This is a genomic window from Psychrobacter sp. Pi2-51 (assembly GCF_904846665.1).
GTDB classification, from domain to species: Bacteria; Pseudomonadota; Gammaproteobacteria; order Pseudomonadales; family Moraxellaceae; genus Psychrobacter; species Psychrobacter glaciei.
This window is the reverse complement of sequence record NZ_CAJHBP010000052.1, coordinates 1-3,206: the sequence shown is the minus strand read 5'-3', so window position 1 is coordinate 3,206 and position 3,206 is coordinate 1. Positions and strand designations below refer to the sequence as shown.

The following is a 3,206-nucleotide window of genomic DNA, read 5'->3' as shown; positions in this document are numbered from 1 at the left end:
TCTTGTGATAATTCAGAGGTGGCAAATTTAAATAAGTTAGGTGTGGTCATTCTAGCTCCTTGATTAAATTAAAAAATGTATTTGTCTTTTATTACTTTAGTAAAATTCTTGATCAACTATTTTGTATATAATTTTATCCCGCTTTCTAAGCGCTCTAAAATAGCCGCTTTTAACTCTACCGGTTCAATCACTACTGCTAACTGCGACATACTGACCAGCCAATCTTGCAAGCGCTGCGTATTGGCAACTGTTGCACGCACCTCGTTCCAAGTGTCATCGATAACCGTAATCGTTTGAGTAGATGATAACGGCCGCTCATAGAGATGCTGGCAGGCATATTTTTGCACCTTTAGAACCAGTCCGATTTTTAAACCATTATTCAACTCAAGCTTTCCTAGCTTACGTAGATTCTCAAGAGTGAAAGCATTGCGCTCTACCCAGTCCGGTACCGACTGCTCTGTTACTTCAGCTGCTTCAATACGATTAACCGCAAAATTACGATGTGCCATTAATAAGACATTATCATCGATATGATCATTCGTTGGATTAAACCCAGTAAGATAGATCATGTTGTCGATAAAAATAAGTCCTCTAGGGTAGATCACTCTGACGGTAGGATTGTTACGCCATTTGTTTTGATAGCTGATTTGAAGCTGCTTGTTGTGTAATAGTGCCTGATGGATGCTAGTCAGCACGCCGCTATCAAGCTTTGGTGCTTGTACGATACTAGACAGGGTAATAAGATAATCTTGCCACTGTCCTAGCTTGCTTTGATTGAAGCTGTGTCTATCTTGGCGACCTAATTGGGTCAACTTTTCACTAATGCTTTGTTTAAAAGGTGCTGGCAAGTAGTTCGCCGTATAGTTAGCGAGCATCTGCCAAAAAAATACCGTTTGCTCATTAATGACATCGATACTAAAACTTGGCTCAATATAAAACCGTGCCGTTTGTCCGCTGATATTCTGTCCCCAAGCTGGCAGACGCATTAAAGCGTCACTGTGAAAGACGTCATTGAATATTTGATTGAGACTTGTTAGGTCGTTCTCTAAATTTTTACGCTCGTTTGCGTAATGGTCAAGGTTATCACCATAAACGTTCATTAGCTCTGTGAGTGATATTGCCTTGTCTTTATGACGTGGCAAGCGCTGATAGAGCGCAAACAAACGGGTGGATTTGTTGTAGGTTGCGATTGGGTGTGTAGGCATGTTGGCTGCTCTATAGGCTATCGAATCTATCAAACTGTCATTTTAAAAGTGAACTATCGTAAAAAGGTTAATCAAACCGTACCACAATAGCTGTGCCATTATCATAAGCATTGCCATCCGAGTCGTATACTTGCTGCATAAGCTTCTGTAGCCATCCTTGTAAATCCGTTTGATTATCGATAAGTGACCACTCGTAGCACGATACTAAATCATGAATACCGTCAGTACAAATGACAAGGCTATCGCCTGCTTGCACTGTGATTGTTCGCTTATCACTTTTTGGTGGCTCGCTGCTTGGGTCATCACTATCTACTGCTAATGCAAAGCACTCGGTAATGCTATATAAGCTGCCCGCCATACCTGTGCGATTGTACTCGCTAGGCTGAGCTTCTCGACCTTCGTTATGTGCCTGTTCATCTACCAACTCATTAAGCAGATTATGATCACGAGTTAAGCACTGCCATTCATTCATATCTTTGCTAAGCAAATATACACGGCTATCGCCGACATGAGTTATATCTATATTTATCGACTTATCATCGTTTAGCGTGCCGGTGATCATCGCGAGAGTTGCTGCGGCACCATAACGTTTTTTTGGGTGTTTGGTTTGACTCAGTTGCGTATAGATATGATCTGAGGTGATAGCACTAGTACTCTCTTGATTGCTATCCCATAGCTTTTTAATTGCTTTGACAACTGCCTTTGAGCAGTGCTATGACTGGTTAGAGCTAGCAACGCCGTCTGATACCGCAAGACAAAATGGCGCTTGCACTGATGTCACTGGCATTACTCCTAAGTCCTCTTGATACCAGTGATCTAAGAAGAAAAATGCGTCTTGCTGTAGGCCGTTGCTGGTATTACCTTGAAAAGTAATGGCGCAGGCGTGAGCTATTGTTTCAGCAAGAGGTTCATACTCATAACTCGAAGTCGCTGTCATATTCATTCGCTTATTATTTATTATCATTAAGACAAGTATAGTAGACTGCCTAGTGATTTTTTTTCTAGGTTATATACTATAATAAATCTCCCAGACTATCTAAAAACAATAGTTAGCTTTGATTATTGTTAGGTTTAAGGGTATATCGCTAGAAAAGATAAATGAACTTATATACCATGGTCTAACCTTTCATTCCTATCTATAAGCCATCGACATGATAGATCTACCATACAAACAGTAAAATATTTACTTTTGCTGATTATTACAGATTATATATAACGTACTTCTCAGGTGACGATATCAGCGTTTTTTAGGGTACGTCATTATCAGTTTCAATAGGACAGAGAGTCGATTTTTTAATACACCCTGGTACTAAAAATTGATAATAAGCACCGTCTTGTATAGCTTAGCGAATTGTTTAGCTTTCAAAGAAATACCCAGGTAGCTTGGGCAATATTGGGGTTTGAACCGCACATGACTGAAGCGGCCTACTCTATCGTTGATATCATTAATGGCAAGGTGACTGTGTTACAAGCGCCAAGAGCGAAGCGCTTTAATCCCCTAAAAGAAATCAGCTTAGGTTCTATGGCGATATCACACATTTGTGATGAGGATGTGGCGGATGAACCACCTCATACAAACTTCAGACTACCTAGTAGTGTTAAGTATTTAATTGGCCACAATATTGATTTTGACATGGCCGTTCTCAAAAATGCTGGCGTGACCCATGAGCCTAAGTTAATTTGTACCAATGCGATGGCTAACTTTCTCCTTCCTACGCTTGAGAGCCATAAGCTAGTATCCCTTCTCTATCACTTCCACCGTGATATAGCGCGCGCTCAAGCAAAGAACGCGCATGCTGCCATTGCTGACATCTACTTCACTGAGCTAGTGCTTGGTAGTCTGATTGATATGGCTAACAGTCAAGGTCATGAGATAAGTGATGTGGAGAACTTATATGAGTTTAGTCAAATGGCACGTATACCCACTGTAGTGGTCAACTAATTTAGGACACCTGATAAGAGGTTTTTGTTAAAATAGCGTCTCTCTGTTTCTAATGGTGT

General features: G+C 40.7%; 4 protein-coding genes. 1 reads left to right on the top strand and 3 read right to left on the bottom strand.

The genetic code is table 11. From position 1 onward, the window contains the following. Positions 1-116: 116 nt before the first annotated feature. The 3 genes from JMY08_RS13820 to JMY08_RS14100 all read right to left on the bottom strand — a co-directional run bounded on the left by JMY08_RS13820 (position 117) and on the right by JMY08_RS14100 (position 2,142). Positions 117-1,205, bottom strand: coding sequence for a helix-turn-helix transcriptional regulator (locus tag JMY08_RS13820; RefSeq protein ID WP_201539741.1), 1,089 nt, complete (start codon positions 1,203-1,205; stop codon positions 117-119). Positions 1,206-1,272: 67 nt separating this feature from the next. After that, positions 1,273-1,890 (bottom strand): PP2C family protein-serine/threonine phosphatase, encoded by a 618-nt coding sequence (locus JMY08_RS13815; RefSeq protein WP_227679697.1) that lies wholly within the window; start codon positions 1,888-1,890, stop codon positions 1,273-1,275. A gap of 27 nt (positions 1,891-1,917) precedes the next feature. Then, the gene (locus JMY08_RS14100; RefSeq protein WP_227679696.1) at positions 1,918-2,142 is read right to left on the bottom strand and encodes a hypothetical protein; all 225 of its coding nucleotides are present in this window, start codon (positions 2,140-2,142) and stop codon (positions 1,918-1,920) included. A gap of 474 nt (positions 2,143-2,616) precedes the next feature. Between JMY08_RS14100 and JMY08_RS13810 the strand changes: the two genes are divergently transcribed. Then, a complete protein-coding gene (locus tag JMY08_RS13810; RefSeq protein WP_201593754.1) occupies positions 2,617-3,147 on the top strand; it encodes a 3'-5' exonuclease in 531 nt (176 codons plus the stop codon). Positions 3,148-3,206 lie beyond the last annotated feature (59 nt).

What these genes read in the sequence shown, in the direction of transcription:
- JMY08_RS13820 (WP_201539741.1), bottom strand. Translation starts at nt 1,205, where the DNA reads ATGCCTACACACCCAATCGCAACCTACAACAAATCCACCCGTTTGTTT.
- JMY08_RS14100 (WP_227679696.1), bottom strand. Translation starts at nt 2,142, where the DNA reads ATGACAGCGACTTCGAGTTATGAGTATGAACCTCTTGCTGAAACAATA.
- JMY08_RS13810 (WP_201593754.1), top strand. Translation starts at nt 2,617, where the DNA reads ATGACTGAAGCGGCCTACTCTATCGTTGATATCATTAATGGCAAGGTG.